General features: G+C 36.4%; 16 protein-coding genes. 12 read left to right on the forward strand and 4 right to left on the reverse strand.

What is annotated here, in order from left to right; all coding sequences use genetic code 11:
* Positions 1-79: 79 nt before the first annotated feature.
* The 3 genes from ACFPYN_RS00480 (at position 80) to ACFPYN_RS00490 (ending at position 3,002) form a co-directional block, all read left to right on the forward strand.
* The gene (locus ACFPYN_RS00480) at positions 80-1,531 is read left to right on the forward strand and encodes a carbon starvation CstA family protein (protein WP_377731911.1); all 1,452 of its coding nucleotides are present in this window, start codon (positions 80-82) and stop codon (positions 1,529-1,531) included.
* A gap of 312 nt (positions 1,532-1,843) precedes the next feature.
* On the forward strand, positions 1,844-2,506 hold the full coding sequence (locus ACFPYN_RS00485) for a hypothetical protein (protein ID WP_377731912.1): 663 nt from the start codon (positions 1,844-1,846) through the stop codon (positions 2,504-2,506).
* A 142-nt stretch (positions 2,507-2,648) separates the two neighbouring features.
* Positions 2,649-3,002, forward strand: coding sequence for a hydrolase (locus ACFPYN_RS00490; protein ID WP_377731913.1), 354 nt, complete (start codon positions 2,649-2,651; stop codon positions 3,000-3,002).
* Positions 3,003-3,151: 149 nt separating this feature from the next.
* Here the strand turns inward: ACFPYN_RS00490 and ACFPYN_RS00495 are convergent, their stop codons facing one another.
* The gene (locus tag ACFPYN_RS00495; RefSeq protein ID WP_377731914.1) at positions 3,152-3,337 is read right to left on the reverse strand and encodes an H-type small acid-soluble spore protein; all 186 of its coding nucleotides are present in this window, start codon (positions 3,335-3,337) and stop codon (positions 3,152-3,154) included.
* Positions 3,338-3,708: 371 nt separating this feature from the next.
* On the opposite strand from ACFPYN_RS00495, the gene ACFPYN_RS00500 reads away from it, so the two are divergent.
* Together ACFPYN_RS00500 and ACFPYN_RS00505 are read left to right on the forward strand one after the other, a co-directional pair.
* Positions 3,709-4,509: an alpha/beta fold hydrolase gene (locus tag ACFPYN_RS00500; protein WP_377731915.1), complete on the forward strand. Its 801-nt coding sequence runs from the start codon at positions 3,709-3,711 to the stop codon at positions 4,507-4,509.
* Positions 4,482-5,465, forward strand: a complete 984-nt coding sequence (locus tag ACFPYN_RS00505) for a GGDEF domain-containing protein (protein ID WP_377731916.1) — start codon at positions 4,482-4,484, stop codon at positions 5,463-5,465. The genes ACFPYN_RS00500 and ACFPYN_RS00505 overlap by 28 nt, the downstream gene beginning before the upstream one ends.
* An 87-nt stretch (positions 5,466-5,552) precedes the next feature.
* Here the strand turns inward: ACFPYN_RS00505 and ACFPYN_RS00510 are convergent, their stop codons facing one another.
* Positions 5,553-5,741, reverse strand: a complete 189-nt coding sequence (locus ACFPYN_RS00510) for a hypothetical protein (protein WP_377731917.1) — start codon at positions 5,739-5,741, stop codon at positions 5,553-5,555.
* A 194-nt stretch (positions 5,742-5,935) separates the two neighbouring features.
* Here ACFPYN_RS00510 and ACFPYN_RS00515 point away from each other — a divergent pair, with 194 nt between their 5' ends.
* From ACFPYN_RS00515 to ACFPYN_RS00545, 7 genes are all read left to right on the forward strand, one after another.
* Positions 5,936-6,715, forward strand: coding sequence for a general stress protein (locus ACFPYN_RS00515; RefSeq protein WP_377731918.1), 780 nt, complete (start codon positions 5,936-5,938; stop codon positions 6,713-6,715).
* A 354-nt stretch (positions 6,716-7,069) separates the two neighbouring features.
* Complete coding sequence (locus tag ACFPYN_RS00520; protein ID WP_377731919.1) at positions 7,070-7,276, forward strand: small, acid-soluble spore protein, alpha/beta type; 207 nt, start codon at positions 7,070-7,072, stop codon at positions 7,274-7,276.
* Positions 7,277-7,378: 102 nt separating this feature from the next.
* Positions 7,379-7,819, forward strand: coding sequence for a VanZ family protein (locus tag ACFPYN_RS00525; RefSeq protein ID WP_377731920.1), 441 nt, complete (start codon positions 7,379-7,381; stop codon positions 7,817-7,819).
* Between the two features lie 213 nt (positions 7,820-8,032).
* Complete coding sequence (locus ACFPYN_RS00530) at positions 8,033-8,233, forward strand: Spo0E family sporulation regulatory protein-aspartic acid phosphatase (protein ID WP_377731921.1); 201 nt, start codon at positions 8,033-8,035, stop codon at positions 8,231-8,233.
* A gap of 472 nt (positions 8,234-8,705) precedes the next feature.
* A complete protein-coding gene (locus ACFPYN_RS00535; protein ID WP_377731922.1) occupies positions 8,706-9,617 on the forward strand; it encodes an ROK family protein in 912 nt (303 codons plus the stop codon).
* A gap of 18 nt (positions 9,618-9,635) precedes the next feature.
* The gene (locus tag ACFPYN_RS00540; RefSeq protein ID WP_377731923.1) at positions 9,636-10,721 is read left to right on the forward strand and encodes an ABC transporter ATP-binding protein; all 1,086 of its coding nucleotides are present in this window, start codon (positions 9,636-9,638) and stop codon (positions 10,719-10,721) included.
* Between the two features lie 1,042 nt (positions 10,722-11,763).
* Positions 11,764-12,861, forward strand: a complete 1,098-nt coding sequence (locus tag ACFPYN_RS00545) for an acyltransferase (RefSeq protein WP_377731924.1) — start codon at positions 11,764-11,766, stop codon at positions 12,859-12,861.
* Positions 12,862-12,908: 47 nt separating this feature from the next.
* Here ACFPYN_RS00545 and ACFPYN_RS00550 read toward each other — a convergent pair whose 3' ends face one another.
* Positions 12,909-13,127: a hypothetical protein gene (locus tag ACFPYN_RS00550; protein WP_377731925.1), complete on the reverse strand. Its 219-nt coding sequence runs from the start codon at positions 13,125-13,127 to the stop codon at positions 12,909-12,911.
* A gap of 128 nt (positions 13,128-13,255) precedes the next feature.
* Entirely contained in the window at positions 13,256-13,918 is a 663-nt protein-coding gene (locus ACFPYN_RS00555; RefSeq protein ID WP_377731927.1) for an HAD family hydrolase, read from the reverse strand.
* Between the last annotated feature and the right edge of the window lie 271 nt (positions 13,919-14,189).

Genomic DNA, 14,189 nt, shown 5'->3' on the forward strand with positions numbered 1-14,189 from the left:
TTGTCACACAATTGACCTATTTTCTCTACTCAACCTCTACAATGATGGAAACGTTTTCATTATGAAAAGGGGGACTTATATGTATACTTTTATTGGCGGACTTATTCTATTAGTCGTAGGGTATTTCACGTATGGTAAATTCGTTGAAAAGATGTTTGGTGTAAAAGAGGATCGAACAACACCAGCATATGTCAACAGCGATGATGTGGACTATGTACCAATGTCTACGAAAAAGAACGCATTAATTCAATTGTTAAATATTGCTGGTGTTGGACCGATTTTCGGACCCATCATGGGCGCACTTTATGGACCAGTCGCATTTATCTGGATCGTGTTCGGTGCAATTTTTGCAGGAGCGGTACATGATTACTTAACTGGTATGATTTCAATCCGTAACCGTGGTGCGCATCTTCCTGAATTAGCAGGTAAATTCTTAGGTAAAGTTATGAAACATGTAGTAAACGTCTTTGCAGTTTTACTTCTTCTATTAGTAGGTACTGTATTTGTATCATCTCCAGCAACCTTGCTTTACAACTTAATGGATGGCTGGATGGCAATGGGCGCAATTCTTGCAGCTATCTTCATTTATTACATATTGGCAACATTACTTCCGATTGATAAAATTATCGGACGTTTCTACCCGTTCTTTGGTGCATTGCTAATCATAAGTGCGGTAGGTATCTTGGTTCAATTAGTTCTTACGGGAGCTCCAATTCCAGAGTTAACACTTAAAAACATGCATCCTGATGATCTTCCAATCTTCCCACTGTTATTCTTGACGATTTCGTGTGGAGCTTTATCTGGATTCCATGCAACGCAAACTCCTATCATTTCTCGTACGACTCAAAGTGAGAAACAAGGACGAAAAATTTTCTATGGCATGATGATTGCTGAAGGCGCTATCGCTATGATCTGGGCTGCAGCTGCCATGAGTCTTTTCAACGGCTATGATGGATTAAACGATATGCTTGCAAACGGCGGACCAGCTGGAATTGTAAGTGAAGCTTCTACATTATTATTAGGTTCAATTGGGGGCACATTAGCTATACTTGGTGTAATCATTTTACCGATTACTTCAGGAGATACGGCTTTCCGTAGCGCTCGAATGATTATCGCAGATTACTTCAATCTTTCACAAAAGAAAATCATGAGCCGACTATGGATTGCACTTCCATTATTCGTTTTATCTTTTGCACTTACAAAAATTGACTTCACATTATTATGGAGATACTTCTCTTGGGCAAACCAATCCACAGCCGCTATTGCGTTATGGGTCGGGGCTATGTACTTGTTCATCGCTAAGAAAAACTATTGGATTGCTATTATACCAGCCATATTTATAACGATGGCGACAATGACATACATCATAAATGCTCCAATAGGATTTGGATTATCACTAAATGCTGCATACGTTGGAGCAACAATCATAACGATCGTAATTATCGTGTTGTTCTTCATAGCAGCTAAGAAGAATCGAGCGAATAACCTTCCTCTCGAAGTAGATGTTTCAAATTGGAGTAGTACGAAGTAATGGGCTGCTGTAGTCCGAATTACCGTAAGGCTGTCAATGAACAAGAGGAAATGATTAATCAAAAAGGGACGGACACACCCCCCTTAGCTCTGAAAATTATATTAACTCTTATCCTTATAGGTGGTATTTTATTAGCTGTATGGATTAAATAGAAAAGTGCGCGAGCTATCGCGCACTTTTTTTGTGGAGAATTTTCATGTTGTTTCCTATAACTTTCTAAAGAGTTTACAAATAATTCCTGAATTCAGGTATAAAATGGGTACCTTGAATCGTAAAATGGTGATAGGAGTGTAAAAATTTGGAGGGGATGAAATGAATTTAGGAAGGTCTCAATCGCCACAAGTTGCAAGGAAATCAAGAGATAAAGTACAAGGCATAAAAATTATAGAAACGTTAAAAAAGTTTGTGGGCAATACCTTGGTGCTAAGAAAAGAGCGGAAGGTAGAGATGAAAAAGGAAGTAGAATCTAGAGGGCAAGAAGGATTCATTCGTACAATTTATGAAATTTTTGGTTTTACAGCGGTTATGTCGGTAACTGTTCTGACGGTTATGGGTGTTTTGATATTGTCATTTTTTATGAATGATTTCCTTACCTATTTTCGGGAATTTGGATGGCTTTCTTTAGGATTGGCAGGGGTCATGCTTGGGATAGGATGGTATAAACCTTATAAAATATGGACTTTATTGGTGACGTTTGTGGGTGCTTTTTTATTAGTTATTACATTCGGGCCACTTGTGATTGAGGGGTATTCAGGTAGGGATTTGATGGACGTGAATTTTAGAAACGGCTACTGGATGACTTTAAAATCCACTATGGTGTTTGTTAGCTATCTTACTTGTGGCACTGCGTTTCTTACTTGGTTATATTTGCTATCGAAAGGAAGACGTCAGAACCCGTTAAGAAATTTCTCTTATGTAAATATGAGGTTGAAGCAAAGAATGGCTAAGTTAGTAGTTAGAATCAAATCCACATAATAGGTGATAAAGGCGACTTGAATTTCATCTTCAGTCGCTTTTATTGTGGCAAAGAACTTCACCTCTTGGTTTAGCCTGTACTTCATGTTTTATTTATACATTGCGGGGTACTAAATAGGTAAGACCAGGAGGAGATGAAGAGATGATACAGGATAAGAAGACTTATTATGTTGATATTACTGCCGAAAGCATCTTAACAGAGCCTGTGGATACGCCTAGCTTTGTTATACAGGCAACTGATCAGGAAGTTCATGTTTTGCAGTCGGTTTTCGAAGACAAGCATAAAGCAGATTTAGAAACGTATGTTAGATCCCATATTCCATTTCGTGAGTACCATAAAGATCCTGAGAATGATCATTATGATGCTGCGCAAAAAGTGCTTTACGCGATTATCTATCATTTAGGGGATAATGAGGCAAGACTTCACATTGACCAAATGGGGATTTTAACAGACCGTAAATCGGATGATCCTAAAGAGATTCGTGATTTTAGATAACCTTCATGAATCATGAAATAAAAACAGTAAGGAAGGGGCGGCTGGAATTTTTAATTTCAGCCGCTTTTAATTGTGCGAAAGTTATTTTCATCTAAGAACGCTAGTGGATGTGAAAATGGCAACCAGCAAATAAAAAAGCTGCTGTTTTGTTAGTGAACTTCTTCTTTCAACTCGGAAATTTCCACATCAGATCGTTCTTCTAGTGAATGTCTTAAGTGGACAGTCGCCAATTTTCCGTCTTCGTGTATTTGGTCAATCCAAACAGAAACGCCGTTATACGTAACGTCTACTTCGTTTGATGAACCAACAATTTGTTTAATACGATCTACATCCATAAAATTTCCTCCTTGTGATTGTACATATGCAATTTCCTGCTCGTGTTAGTTTGGTTTAAAAACTTCAATTCATGTAATAATTTTTAAAAATTTTGCCATATATTTAGAGAATCGTCAACAACACTATTATATGGATTTGTCAATAATCGTTATTATTTAAACAAGAGATAGTGTAGATCCTTGTGTAAGTGATTCTTATCACAGACAATAGTCTTGCTAAATAATATTATCATTAGTTATAAGGCACTATTTTTACAGAATAAATTTGCTTTTCTAGCGTTTTAATATGATAAAATAAGACATATGAAACTGTAGAAAAAACGCTTAAGACAAACAGGAATTTACGTAATGAAAGAAGGATAAATAGTACAATGAATACTCAAATACAGAAGCGTAATCACATAAATGTAAGTGGAAAAGGTTCAAAGACATTGGTTTTTGCTCATGGCTTTGGATGTGATCAATTAGTGTGGAGAGATATAGCACCTGCTTTTGAAGAGGATTATCAAGTGGTTTTATTTGATTATGTAGGTTCAGGTAGAAGTGATAAATCACATTATTCAACGGAACGCTATTCTTCGTTAAAAGGGTACGCACAGGATTTACTTGAAGTTTGTGATTCGCTTGATCTAAAGAATATTGTGCTTGTTGGCCATTCAGTAAGTAGCATGGTAGGGGTCCTCGCTTCAATTGAACGACCAGAATTGATGGAGAAGTTGATAATGATTGGTCCTTCTCCACGTTATTTAAATGAACCAGGATATCAAGGAGGATTTGAAAAATCAGATATTGATGCACTTCTTGATATGATGGAGAAAAATTACAATGAATGGGCCAAGTATTTAGCGCCAGTAGCAATGGGAACAGATGCACTACAAGAGTTAACGGAGGACTTTGAAAGACAATTGTGTTCAAATGATCCAGTGATTGCTCGGCAGTTTGCGGAAGTCACATTTACGTCAGATATAAGAAGTGAATTGAAGAAAGTGTCAACGCCCACGCTGATTTTACAAACGCTGGATGATGCAATTGCACCTGTGGAAATTGGAGAATATGTACATTCACAAATTCCTGAGAGTGAATTTGTGTTGATGCAAGCAACTGGACATAATCCGCATATTAATGAACCTGAGGAGACTATATGTTGTATACAAGCATTTTTGGCGAAGTAGATGAGGGTATTGGAATGCAAGAGCAGCTGAACTTAGCGCCATTTGGTTATTTAGTGATGGATAAAAAATGGGGTATTTTAGTTATGAACCAAACCTTGCTTGAGTGGATTGGCATTGAAAATGCTCCAGCTCATATGCATGATTTATTAACTATTCCTTCGCGAATTTATTTTCAAACGTATTTTTCGCCATCTATTAAAATGCACGGAAAAATAAACGAGATGTATTTGACGTTAAAGACAAAAAGGGAAAAAATACCGGTATTGATGAATACTGTGGAACGAAACGAGCGATATGAGTGTGTGTTTGTGCAAATGAAAGTTCGAGATGAATATGAAAATGAACTCCTTTTAGCGAAACGAAATGCTGAAAGAGTTCTTCAAGATACCGATAAGGCATACATAAAATTACAAGGTTTGATGAAAGAAGTCGAAGGTAAGCAGCAGGAATTATTGGAATTGAATACCCAGTTAAAAGAATTAGCTACAACGGATCCTTTAACTGGCTTGAAAAATAGACGGTGTTTACAAGAAAAAATATTGGAAAATATTGAAGTTTCAAAGAAAGACCAGTCGCCTTTTTCATTATTACTAATCGATGTCGATTTCTTTAAGCGGGTCAATGATACACTTGGTCATCCGATTGGCGACGCAGTGCTTCAAGAGTTATCTAAGAAGCTTCTACTAGAAACAAGAGAACAAGATTTAGTCGCCCGAATGGGTGGAGAAGAGTTCATGATAGTACTTCCCAATACAAACAAAGAACATGCACTAGTTATAGCTGAACGAATACGTTTGCATATTGATATGGGTTCTTGGAAACATGCACGAATTACAGTCAGTATCGGTATTACTACATATGAACCGGATGACAATCTAAGTAAATTATTTTCAAAAGCTGACGAAGCTCTTTATCAATCCAAAAAATCTGGCAGAAATTGCGTTTCTGTTAGTTGATTAATTTTTAAAAACCCCACTAGAGTCAATTTCAAGTGGGGTTTTGTGTGAGATGGATTACGAAGTATGGAAAAAGGCTGAGGGGATTTACTTTTTTAATGAAAGGTCTTCGACAAAAGAGCCAATTCTTCTTAATTTTTCTTCAATTCCATGAAAACTTTGCATCTGATTAGGCGGTGTATAGGCAAGTGTATGTAATGATTCAGCAATACTACTCAATTCTTGTTTAATGTCTTGAAGGACTACCACTAATTGATGCAGATTTTCTTCTTCCATATGGACCTCCTTATATTCTGTGACTATCCTTCTATAATATTAATAGTGAGATAGCTTAAGAACCATGTTGGTCCATGTATTGTGGTGTTAATATTTTTTTTATTCAGAAGCTGAGTAGGCTTGTTGTTTAAAAAGAGGGTGAAAAAGGGTAAAAAAGGATAGGTAATGAAAGCAGATATAAGGAGGAAATTATAATGAATAAGCGAGTTGTTGGCATATATAATAGTGAAGAGGCTGCGATGCTTGAAATTGATAAGTTAAAAACACTAGGTCACGATGACAGTTCAATTTTTGTTTTAGCAAAGGATCTTCATCGTGCTACTGCAATTGTAGAAGAGACAGGTGTTCAAGTGGAGGAAATTCCGGAAGAAGGTGATTCGGAACCGAAAGGCACTGGTGTTTTTAGTCGAATGTTTTATGCATTGGATTATGACACGCAACATTCGGGTATAGCCGCTGCTTTGAAATCAGCTGGAATAACAGAAGACGAAGTAGGTTCTTATGTGAGAAAACTTGAGCAAGGTGATTTAGTCATTCTTGCTAATGCTGAAGTCCCACGTCAACCATACTCAGATGAAAGTGATTCTGGTTTTTCTAATGAAGAGCAATCGATGCAGTATTATGAAAATGCGGTAAATGAAGAGCATAAAAATGCATCTCCAGACTTGGATCAAACACAGGGATTCGCAAATCACGAGCAAAAAAGAGGTATTTATGTAGAAGATGTACCAAATTCGTTTGAGCAAATCCAAAATAATCATTTGCAAAGTCATAATGACGTTTCACATGTCTTCCCTCAAGCAGTAAACAAAGAAGACATATATGTCGAACATATTTATTTCGATAGTCTAACACCACCAATGGAGACGAATGATGAAGAGTTAATTCGCGTTCCGATTGTGGAAGAACGTGTAAAAGTTATTACAGAAAAAGTAGTCACAGGCGAAATTGTCGTACGAAGAAGATCTTTTTAATGTAATGTTTTACCCACATTTATATGCAATAACCCTTCTGTCGTACTTGTCAGAGGGGTTTTTTGCATTTGCTACGTAAGATGCATGGGCACTTCTAAAAGTCTTTGGCAGAGTTTTGAGCATATTCGAAAGTAGTAAAAGCCATGTAATACTAATTTGCCGAATTGAAAGCCAACTAATAATTTGCTTTGAGACCGCTGTGTATCGTCCATTTATGCTAGCTGCAAGTGTATTCTGTCGTTTGTTCCTCATATAAATAGCATTCTTTAACCTAGCCTATAAATTAAAAAATTTTTCAAGTTGCATGAATTTCTGAAAATCGACCATTCTATGTGTAACAAGGAGGTGAGCAAAATGGCTAACAACAATTCAAGTAACAAATTATCAGTACCAGGTGCAAAACAAGCGTTGGATCAAATGAAATATGAAATCGCACAAGAATTTGGTGTACAACTAGGTGAAAATGCTACATCGCGTGCTAACGGATCCGTTGGCGGAGAAATCACTAAGCGTTTAGTAGCACAAGCCCAAAACCAATTAAAAGGGAATCAAAATTCATAAAAAAATGCCGGCAGTTCAGACTGTCGGCTTTAATTTTGTTTGAAGCAATTTCATTTTTGTTGGGTTTCTTACATAGAAATTAAAATGAAAGGGTGTGCCATCTTGATATTTTCTCCATATCTACTTTTCATTTGGGCTGCCATCATGTTAGTCGCAGGATGTACGTATGACGCGCATGCTTTTCTGTATGATCAAGTGATAGGTTTTAATTTCGAGGTAGCACCGAACTTTCGAGATTTACTGATTACCAACGATATTCACGTAACGAAAGAGTTTTATGTAATTCAAAAAATGGGGCATATTTTTGCTTTCGCAGTGCTGTACTTTTTATTGCTAAGTTGGATTAAACGATATGGAACTGCCTTCATTTTGTGTGGAATCTTTGCTTTATATACGGAGATTCTTCAACTTTACTTTAGTCGAAACGGAAGAATTTTTGACGTGGGAGTAGATTTAGTGGGCATTTTGATTTCGTATTTAATTTGTAAGTTCATTTTACTTAATTCTAATGGATATAAAGCCACAGGGAATGTCTGTAAATGAATAGCAAAAATCAAAATTAATATAAATGTAGAAAATGCAATCTTTATTTATATATGTCATTTTAAATGTGACAAATTAATGAACTTTCCCATATTTACACAATGCGACAATTTTTTACAATACCAATCATTTATGATGATTCTTGTGCAACATTATAAGCTATGTTTTTAAAAAATAGATTGATAATTAACTAATTGGAGGACGGAAGACAGAATGAGAAGAATACACAAGAAAGTGATATTATTAGGTCAAATTAAAATAAAGCAAAAAATTATGTATAACAGAGCAAAAAAATTAGGACGCACTCATTCTAGTGTAATTGCGTGTAGCCAAGAGCTTGATCTATTGTTAAACAAATATCAAGATATTCAATCGTCAGATAAACACTTCAATAACTATTCCCACGTAAGCTAAGGTCTGTTTCATGATTTTTCTTAGTTTAGATAGATGGATATTAAAGTGAAGTATGAAATCCAGTAGCTGAAATTGCTACTGGATTTTCTATTTATAGATAATGACATTTATGATTAGTTATGATGATTTTAGTAAGCCTTTAGTATTTAATAATGTAAGCGTAATCAAAAGGATTTTTTACCAGTAGAAGTTATGGTATCCTTAAGTTGGTACAAGTAATGACTGACCAAAATTTCTATAGTAATTGGTGAAATAGGTCTGAAAATATAGTGTGGATAGGTAGACTGTGTTTCATATTTATTCAAGTTCAAAGGTCATTTATTCATTTAGATGTGCTAAGGTATTTCAAACTAGATGAAGATCAAACTGAATTTGCTGAAAAATCAATTATAGACGTATCGGTAAAATCATGTATGATTAATACATAGTTTAATATTTTACTAGATTTTTGCATAATGGAGGTTAAGCCTTAATGAAAGTTCTTGGTGTTGATATAGGTGGAACGAAAATTCGTATGGGAATTGTGGACTTTGATGGTCAAGTCGTAGTAGATCATGTAGTGCCTACAGAAGTACCACTATATCCTTATTTAGAAATACAAGTACTACAACTAGTAAAAGAACATCCTGAAATTCGAGCAATCGGAATAGGAACAAGAGGGATGGTAGACGCAGAAAGAGGCGTCATTACTTTTGAAACCGAAACATTGCCAGGTTGGCAGGGGACAGAAGTGAAATCTTTATTAGAAAAAGCTAGTGGTTTACGAGTGGAAGTTAATAATGATGCAAATTGTGCAGGTCTTGCAGAATCCATGTTAGGTGCAGCAAAAGGCTATAGACGAACACTTTGTTTGACCTTAGGAACTGGCCTTGGTGGTGGTTTTGTAGAAGACGGAAAAATCATGAACGGAACACACGGTGGTGCATGTGAAGTTGGACACATGATTTTATATCCTGGAGGTCATGTTTGTAGTTGTGGTCGACCTGGATGTAGCGAACAATACGTTTCCGGAACAGCTTTAAGAAGATTTATTGCAGAACAGAATATCGTTGATGAAAACAATCAGTTGGTCTCTCCTAATCAGTTATTCCAGCTTGCTCTAGAAGGACACACGGTTGCACAAGCGGTTACACAAAAATTCACGAGTGATTTAGCTATCGTCATTAGTTCGCTTCAAGCAGTATTAGATATGGATTGCGTGGTTATCGGTGGAGGAGTTTCAGAGTCAGCGGACAGCTGGTGGGAACTGTTAATGAGTTCACTTGAACCGTTGTTACTAAAACCATTAGACGTGAAAAGAGCGAAATTTGGCAATGAAGCGGGAATGTTGGGTGCAGCTCTACTAGTTTTAGCAGATGAAAAGGAAAGTGCTTCTAAAAAATAAGCAAAGGTTGTGGATGGTTTGGCAAATCTAGTTTTAGAAAATATAACAAAAGTATATGATAATAATGTTTCAGCGGTGTCGAATTTTGATTTAGAAGTAACAGATCAAGAGTTTATTGTATTTGTTGGTCCTTCTGGATGTGGTAAGTCGACAACATTACGCATGATTGCAGGTCTTGAAGATATTACTTCAGGAGATTTTTATATTGATGGGAAAAGAATGAATGATGTAGCACCAAAAGATCGTGATATTGCGATGGTTTTTCAAAACTATGCCTTATACCCACATATGTCTGTATATGAAAATATGGCGTTTGGCTTAAAGTTACGTAAATTCTCAAAAGATGACATCGATAAACGTGTAAAAAATGCTGCTGAAATTTTAGGTTTAGAAAATTATTTAGATCGTAAACCGAAAGCGCTCTCAGGCGGTCAACGTCAACGTGTAGCCTTAGGCCGTGCGATTGTTCGTGACGCGAAACTATTCTTAATGGATGAACCTTTATCAAATCTTGATTCTAAATTACGTGTGCAAATGAGAGCTGAAATTGCCAAATTACACATACGTCTAAAAACTACAACGATTTATGTTACACATGATCAAACAGAAGCAATGACAATGGCTTCAAGAATCGTCGTTATGAAAGACGGGCTAGTACATCAAATTGGTACACCTAAAGAAGTCTATGACACACCTGATAATGTGTTCGTTGGTGGATTTATTGGATCACCTTCTATGAATTTCTTTAACGGTAAAATGGTCAATGGTCTATTTGTTATTGGAGACACATCCATTACAATACCGCCAAACCACGCAACATATTTAAAAGAGCAAGGATATGAAGGAAAAGAATTAATTTTAGGTATTCGTCCTGAACATATTACTAGCGATGCTCCAATTGGAAGCCAGACTTTACGCTTAAAAGTTGAAGTATCTGAGCTTACAGGTGCTGAATTAATGGTCTATTCGAATGTTGAAGGTCAAGAATTTATTGCCCGCATCGAATCAAGTAACCCAGTTCAACCTGGCGATGCCATCGATCTATCTTTTGATGTAGCTCGTGGCCACTTCTTTGATAAAGAAAGTGAATTACGGATTAAATAAGAGATAATATATTAATGTAAGACATGAAAAAGCGGGGCTGTCCTAAAAGTCATTAAATATGACTAAGGGCAGTTCCCTTTTTATATTTAGTAGAGGTTGATTTCCGTTCCAGACGGTCGCTTTCCGCGGGCATGGCCTCAGCCTCCTCGACGAGCAAGCTCGCCTGCGGGGTCTTCGGCACATGCTATTCCCGCAGGAGTCGCCGTCTTTCACTCCAATTAATAGCAGAAATATACACCGTGCTTTAAAAATAAACAAAAAGAAATCGTCCTATCTTCTGTCCAATTCAAAGATTAATAATCAAAATTATATCATTGAATAAATTTCACTTTCACTTGCAATTCAGGAGGAAACTTGCGTTCCAAAAAAAGGGAATTACGCACCTACTTTTATTTCATACAATAACTAACAAGGTATTTCTCTTTTCGATATTCAATATTTGATCCCTAGTAACCATGTATCACGCGTGTTTTTGATGAAATTATCGAGTCTATTGAAGATGAAATTTTCTTTTCTGGGAAGAAGCTCATTCCATCCGATGATGATGACGAAAGTGTTTAGTGTTTCTCTAAGGGTATTCTAAAAAATTTTCCTACTTTCAAGAGAAAAAAGTGGAAACATAAAAACAGGTGAAGAAAAAAACGACTCGTTTTTTCTTCACCTGTTTAAATTTAGGGATTTATTAGACAGCTTTTTTCTATCTAATTTAAATGTATGAGATTTAAACACCCAGACTTTTTTAGGAAATTGAAGATGTTCGTTTTATAATCTTCGACACCTGGCTGATCAAATGGAATGATGTCCAATAAATAAGCGCTGTATGGACATGACACTATATAGAAGTAGTTCGCTGTAGTGAAATTCTATTACTCCAGCAAATTTGAACCGTTGAATGCTAAATAGGTGTATGGATGGGAACCCGTGGGTATTAGACTATTTAGAGATAGTAATTTGGAGAAGGGTTCTCGAAGACACTATTTTTTAGTATGTTATAATTTTAAGTATATTTTTAATTCAATTTTGATAGAAACGGGATGAGCATTTGAAGAAAGAGATTGCCTCCATTTACTATGTTCGTTTTTTTGCGATGTTAATGGTTGTATTAGTTCATACGACGGCACAGTATCGTCATTTATTTGACGTGCCCTCTGCACAAAATGCGTTTTATTTCTTTATGAATCATATTGTGCGTGTCGAAGCCGGCATGTTCATAATGATTATGGGAATTGTGTTCTTTTATATGTATAAAGATCGCCCATTTACGAAGGATGTATTTTTTTCTTATTGGAAAAAGCGTGTAGTTTATATATTGATTCCGTATATTATTTGGTCATTGATTTACGAAGTCGAGATGTGGCATTATCAGGATCGTGTATTGGTGTGGTCAGAAGTATGGGATCGCCTTTTAATGGGTCAAAGTAAGTACCAGTTATATTTTATTTTTATAGTGGTACAGTTTTATCTGATTTTCCCATTGTTAATGATGATGGTAAGGAAATGGTCGTTTTTCCGTAAATACTTATGGGTATTTGGTTTGCTAGCTGAATATGCACATTTCCAATTTAGCTTACGTTCAGACTTAATACAGGTGCCTATTTTTTTAAGTCTAATTAGCCCATATTTATTGGGGGCATGGATTGGTATCCATCATGAAACTATTGTGGCCAAGATGTCGAAACTAAAATTGATTTTAACAGGGCTTGTTGGCTTCGGGTTAGGTATGACATATGTGTTTATTCGGTACCGTAATACGTATTTTGACAGATTACCTATTGATCCAGATTATTATAAGTGGATCGGCATTTTATTCATATTTATTGGAAGTTTGTTCTTCTTCTATTTTGCGGAGTATTTAGTCAAGTGGTCAAGTGGGAAATCTGTGAACCGTATGCGCAGCGTGGCAGCTTATTCGTTCGGGTTTTATTTAATGCACCCGTTAGTGTTGTTTCAAGTAATGGAATTATTGCCTACTCGTGAAACGCCTTTACCATGGCATGTTACGATTTTCTTGCAATATGTTTTAACGGTAGTGTTATGTTATTTGATTATTTGGTTGTTCCATCGTTTCGTACCTTTTGCAAGTTTCTTATTCGGAAAGTTACCGAAGAAAGCACAATTGGTGTGGCAGATTAAAGAATAGTTTCATTTAAAAGAAGATAGTGAGCAAACAAAAAGAAGCGCGAGTAGTTAGCGCTTCTTTTTGTTTGCTTCTTGTGGTTTTGGATCAATTGTTTGAGCGTCGTTTCTAAGGTAAAAGAAAGAAATAATGCCGGAGAGGAGGGATCCCCCAGCTGCAATAATGAGACGTGTATCAAAAGGTACTTCTGCATATTTTTTTTCAATAATCCACATGGAAAGGTATGCGACGATTATCATGATGGGAATGATCAAACTAAAACGCTTCATAAGGGATACTTCCTTTTTTCCTTTAAGTTTACCATAGGGAGCTAGCGTGATGGGTGGACTTTCAGTGAACACTACGAAGTGATACTGTTTCTTACAGATCCATATAAGAGCCATCTACGCATTTCGGCTTACCAAAGTATTTCCCATTTACGGTCTTCGGCAATTGCTTGTAGTCGTGATTCAGGGCGAACGGCTACTGGATTTCCGACAAGTTCCAGAACGGTGATATCTGAGATACTGTCACCGTAGGCCGAACTATTTTTCCAGTCGATGTCTAAGCCTTGAAGTGCTTGTTCAATCATTTCGTTTTTCCGTTCCCCTTGGATATGGTAAATGGCAGTTTCTGTGTCGATTGTGCCGTTACTCATGGGAATTTGTGTGCCAATGACGTCATGAATAGCTAAGTCTCGAGTTACTTCGTTTAACATGGGCGCAAACGCACCTGAGACAAGTAGGACATGGTCACCTGCAATTAAATGTTTTTTCAAACGATCGACGACAGTTACATTAAGTTCATTGTGCATTTCTTTGGACATATCTTTAAAGTAATTTTCAACTTCCTGTTGAGGCATGTCTTTTAAAGCATTTAAATAAAGCTGCATCGATTTGGCTTTCATTTTGTTCTCAGGGTAAAGTTTCATTTTATAAGCCAGATACGGTTTCATCAGTGCTCGGTAAAAAGGTTGATATTTTGATGCGTGGATAGGGTGTTTTTTCATATAATTCATCATTAGTTTAAAGGTTTCTTGAGGGTACAGTGTTCCGTCAAAGTCGAATATAGCGACGCGCATTGGATGATCACTCCTGTTCTATAGTTTCTAGTTTATCACTAAATAGATGGCGCGGTAACATTTGGCTAGTCATGACTTTTCCATGGAAATGAGCTGGATTTGGACTGAATTTCACGTTTAGTTGTAATTTTAGAGCGTTTAGTTGTAAAAAAAGCATATTTAGTTGTAATTTTCGCCACTTTAGTTGTAAAAATCACGACTTTAGTTGTAATAGTAAAATTATGGATTTTTTTTGAGCTAAAACAAAAGAAGCCGCCGTTTTCCCACAACG

Source organism: Paenisporosarcina macmurdoensis (assembly GCF_042658845.1).
Taxonomy (GTDB): domain Bacteria; phylum Bacillota; class Bacilli; order Bacillales_A; family Planococcaceae; genus Paenisporosarcina; species Paenisporosarcina macmurdoensis.

What these genes read in the sequence shown, in the direction of transcription:
- ACFPYN_RS00480 (WP_377731911.1), top strand. Translation starts at nt 80, where the DNA reads ATGTATACTTTTATTGGCGGACTTATTCTATTAGTCGTAGGGTATTTC.
- ACFPYN_RS00485 (WP_377731912.1), top strand. Translation starts at nt 1,844, where the DNA reads ATGAATTTAGGAAGGTCTCAATCGCCACAAGTTGCAAGGAAATCAAGA.
- ACFPYN_RS00490 (WP_377731913.1), top strand. Translation starts at nt 2,649, where the DNA reads ATGATACAGGATAAGAAGACTTATTATGTTGATATTACTGCCGAAAGC.
- ACFPYN_RS00495 (WP_377731914.1), bottom strand. Translation starts at nt 3,337, where the DNA reads ATGGATGTAGATCGTATTAAACAAATTGTTGGTTCATCAAACGAAGTA.
- ACFPYN_RS00500 (WP_377731915.1), top strand. Translation starts at nt 3,709, where the DNA reads ATGAATACTCAAATACAGAAGCGTAATCACATAAATGTAAGTGGAAAA.
- ACFPYN_RS00510 (WP_377731917.1), bottom strand. Translation starts at nt 5,741, where the DNA reads ATGGAAGAAGAAAATCTGCATCAATTAGTGGTAGTCCTTCAAGACATT.
- ACFPYN_RS00515 (WP_377731918.1), top strand. Translation starts at nt 5,936, where the DNA reads ATGAATAAGCGAGTTGTTGGCATATATAATAGTGAAGAGGCTGCGATG.
- ACFPYN_RS00520 (WP_377731919.1), top strand. Translation starts at nt 7,070, where the DNA reads ATGGCTAACAACAATTCAAGTAACAAATTATCAGTACCAGGTGCAAAA.
- ACFPYN_RS00530 (WP_377731921.1), top strand. Translation starts at nt 8,033, where the DNA reads ATGAGAAGAATACACAAGAAAGTGATATTATTAGGTCAAATTAAAATA.
- ACFPYN_RS00535 (WP_377731922.1), top strand. Translation starts at nt 8,706, where the DNA reads ATGAAAGTTCTTGGTGTTGATATAGGTGGAACGAAAATTCGTATGGGA.
- ACFPYN_RS00550 (WP_377731925.1), bottom strand. Translation starts at nt 13,127, where the DNA reads ATGAAGCGTTTTAGTTTGATCATTCCCATCATGATAATCGTCGCATAC.
- ACFPYN_RS00555 (WP_377731927.1), bottom strand. Translation starts at nt 13,918, where the DNA reads ATGCGCGTCGCTATATTCGACTTTGACGGAACACTGTACCCTCAAGAA.